The 3,210-nt window shown below is 70.6% G+C and carries 4 protein-coding genes; all 4 read right to left on the bottom strand.

Translation table 11 applies throughout. The features are described 5' to 3' along the window. Window positions 1–112 precede the first annotated feature (112 nt). Complete coding sequence (locus AOK24_RS03525) at window positions 113–1,486, bottom strand: 8-oxoguanine deaminase (protein WP_055718575.1); 1,374 nt, start codon at window positions 1,484–1,486, stop codon at window positions 113–115. Between the two features lie 19 nt (window positions 1,487–1,505). Further along, the gene (gene pucL, locus AOK24_RS03520; protein WP_055718574.1) at window positions 1,506–2,405 is read right to left on the bottom strand and encodes a factor-independent urate hydroxylase; all 900 of its coding nucleotides are present in this window, start codon (window positions 2,403–2,405) and stop codon (window positions 1,506–1,508) included. A 5-nt stretch (window positions 2,406–2,410) separates the two neighbouring features. Further along, window positions 2,411–2,722, bottom strand: a complete 312-nt coding sequence (uraH, locus tag AOK24_RS03515; protein WP_055718573.1) for a hydroxyisourate hydrolase — start codon at window positions 2,720–2,722, stop codon at window positions 2,411–2,413. Further along, window positions 2,719–3,210 (bottom strand): 2-oxo-4-hydroxy-4-carboxy-5-ureidoimidazoline decarboxylase (uraD, locus tag AOK24_RS03510; RefSeq protein WP_055718572.1); only part of this gene is annotated, 492 nt, incomplete at its 5' end. The genes uraH and uraD, both read right to left, overlap by 4 nt.

Genomic DNA, 3,210 nt, shown 5'->3' with positions numbered 1-3,210 from the left:
GAGGGGGAGGGCGGAGCCGGACCCGGAGCGAGGGAAGGGACGGCTGAGGGCGGAGGCTGAGGGGTGCAGGGCCGCGCCCGTCTCTATCGGCCCGCACCTACCTGCCCGCCCCCTACCGGCCCGCCGCGATCCCCGCCAACCTCCGCGCCTCCTTCCGCGTGGCCCGCGCGATCGCGTCCTCGTCCACCGTCAACAACCGTCCCCCCTCCACGATCTGACGCCCGTTCACGAACGACGCCGTCACCGGAGCCGCCGCCCCGAAGACCAGCGCGGTCACCGGATCGGCGATCGACGCGTGGGCCAGCGTGTCGAGACGCCACAGCACGAGGTCCGCCAGCTTGCCGGGCTCCAGGGAGCCGATCTCCCGTGCGCGGCCCAGGACTTGGGCACCCCCGTACGTGCCGAGCCGCAGCGCCTGGCGGGCGTTCAGCGCGGCCTCCCGATGCGCCCCCAGCCGGTTGATCAGCAGGGCGTTGCGCAACTCCGTGTGCAGTTCCCCGGATTCGTTGGAAGCCGTGCCGTCGACGCCCAGACCGACCGGCACCCCCGCCGCCAGCATGTCCGGCACCCGGGCGATCCCGGCGGCCAGGCGGGCGTTGGAGGAGGGGCAGTGGGCGACGCCCGTGCGCGTGCGTGCGAACGCCGCGATGTCCGAGTCGTTCATGTGGACGCAGTGCGCCATCCACACGTCCTCGCCGAGCCAGCCCGTGGACTCGAAGTAGTCCGTGGGCCCCATGCCGAAGAGCTCGTGGCAGAACTTCTCCTCCTCGACCGTCTCCGAGCCGTGCGTGTGCAGGCGGACACCGAGGCGGCGGGCCAACTCGGCGCCTTGGCGCAGGAGTTCGGTGGAGACGGAGAAGGGGGAGCAGGGGGCGACGGCGACTTGGGTCATCGCGTCGGAGGAGGCGTCGTGGTGGCGGCGTACCGTCTCCTCGGTCGCCGCGAGTGCGCCGTCCAGGGTTTCCACCGCGAAGTCGGGCGGCAGGCCGCCGTCGGACTCGCCCCGGTCCATCGAACCGCGCGCGAGCGTGAAGCGGACGCCCATGTCGCTCGCGGCGCCGATGATCGCGGCGGAGAGGTCGCCGGTGCCGCGCGGGAAGACGTAGTGGTGGTCCATCGCGGTGGTGACGCCGCCGCGCGCCATCATCGCGAGGGAGCCCTCGGCCGCCGCGCGGACCATCGGCTCGTCGATGCGCGCCCAGGTCGGGTAGAGGGCGACGAGCCAGTCGAAGAGGTTGTGGTCGGTGGCCAGGCCCCGGGTGATCCACTGGTAGAAGTGGTGGTGGGTGTTGACCAGGCCGGGGGTGACGAGGTGGCCGGTCGCGTCGATACGGCGGACGACGTCCGTGAGGCCCTCGGGAGCCCGGCCCGCGCCGAGCGACTCGATACGGTTGCCGGAAACGACGAGGTAACCGTTTGCGTACTCGTTGTCGTCGGCGTCCACGGTCGCGATCGCCGCGTTCTCGATGACGATGCGCTGGGGCATCACAGAGTCCTCCAAAGGGTCAGAGATTGGTGAGGTCCACCGGAATCCGCGCCTCGGCGCCGTCCCGCAGGATCGTCGCCTCGATCAGGCCGTAGGGGCGGTCGGCGGCGAAGTACACCTCGTTGTCGTTCTTCAGCCCGAACGGCTTCAAGTCCACGAGGAAATGGTGCTTGTTGGGCAGCGAGAAGCGGATCTCGTCGATCTCCGGCCGGTGTTCGACGACGCGCGCGCCCATCGCGTACAGGGTCTGCTGGAGGGAGAGCGAGTACGTCTCGGCGAACGCTTCGAGGATGTGCCGCTTCGTCTCCTCGTACGACTCCTGCCAGTTGGGCAACTCCTCTTCCGCGCCGGACCAGTTGAAGCGCCAGCGGGCGGCGACGTCGGTCGCGAGGATGCGGTCGTACGCCTCGGGGAGGGTCGTGTACTCGTCCTTGACGTAGCCCCAGAACTCGGAGTTGGTCGAGTTGAGAACGGTGAGGTCCTTCAGGCCGGACACGATCTCCCATGACGTACCGTCAAAAGTGATCTGGGCCAGGCGGGTTTCCTGCCCCTTGCGGACGAAGGAGTGCTCCCCCTCCCCCGCGTTCGCGATCCGCTCCCAGGCGAACTCCTCTATCCGGACCCGGGCTTGGTGGATCGTCTCCTGCGAGGTGACGAAGTGCCGCGCGAGGTCGATGCCGAACTGCTCGGCGGAGTCGATGCCGTACTCCTTGGCGAACGCGTACACCGTGTTCTTCGTGGTGTCGGTCGGCAGGACGCTCGCGTTGGAGCCGGAGTAGTGGACCTCGGTCATGTCGCCGCTGAGGGAGACGGAGACGTTGAGGTCCTTGATGTGGTGCGTGGCGCCGTCGCGGACGACGCGGACGACTCGGGTCTCGGCCTTGCCGTACTGGTTCTGGCCGAGCAGTGCGCGGGTCATGGGTCCTAGCTCCCTCGGTAGACGGAGTAGCCGAACGGGTTCAGCAGCAGCGGTACGTGGTAGTGCTCGCCGGGTCCGACCGCGAAGGCGACCGTGACCTCGGGGAAGAACGCGGCGTCGACCTCGAAGACGAGGCGGGCGTGCGCGGTGCCCTCGGGCAGTGGCGGGAAGTCCTTGCAGCGGCCGTCCGCGTCGGTCACCGACTCGCCGGCCGGCGACCAGTCGCCGTCGGCGCGCGCGGCCAGGCGCACGGTGACGCCGGTGGCCGGGCGGCCGGCCGAGGTGTCCAGGATGTGCGTGGACACGGTGCTGGTCATGCGGGATCACCTTCGACGAGTCGTACGAGCCTGATGCGGTTGATCTTGCCGAGTTCTCCCCGGACGATCTCGCGTTCGCGCTCCGGCGTGTTCCCGATCCGTTCCCGGGCGGCGTCGCGCAGCTGCGCCCCGGTCAGGCCGGTCGCGCAGATCAGGAAGACGTGGCCGAAACGTTCCTGGTAGGCGAGGTTCAGTTCGAGCATCTCGGCCTTCACCGCGGCGTCGGCGTCCGTCATCCCGCGCTGCTCGCGCGCCGACGCCGGGTCCCCGGAGCGGGGGCGCCCTATCGCCGGGTGCCCCGCGAGCGCCTCGTCCAGTCCGGTGTCGTCCAGATCGTGTACGGCGGCCTCGCCGGCGGCGTACAGGGCTTCGGGGGTGGCGTACGGGCGGGCCGCGAGGACCCGGTCGGTCCAGGCCGTCGCCGCGCACACCTCGTGGAGGGCGGCGCGGGCGGCCGGCTCGGGGAGGGCGTTGAGGCGGGCCAGGCC

Source organism: Streptomyces niveiscabiei (genome assembly GCF_001419795.1).
Taxonomy (GTDB): domain Bacteria; phylum Actinomycetota; class Actinomycetes; order Streptomycetales; family Streptomycetaceae; genus Streptomyces; species Streptomyces niveiscabiei.
The sequence above is the reverse complement of the archived record's forward strand: the minus strand, read 5'-3'. Positions and strand labels throughout refer to the sequence as shown.

Bases quoted from the DNA above. Each gene is read 5' to 3' on its own strand.
- AOK24_RS03525 (WP_055718575.1), bottom strand. From the start codon at position 1,486: ATGCCCCAGCGCATCGTCATCGAGAACGCGGCGATCGCGACCGTGGAC.
- pucL (WP_055718574.1), bottom strand. From the start codon at position 2,405: ATGACCCGCGCACTGCTCGGCCAGAACCAGTACGGCAAGGCCGAGACC.
- uraH (WP_055718573.1), bottom strand. From the start codon at position 2,722: ATGACCAGCACCGTGTCCACGCACATCCTGGACACCTCGGCCGGCCGC.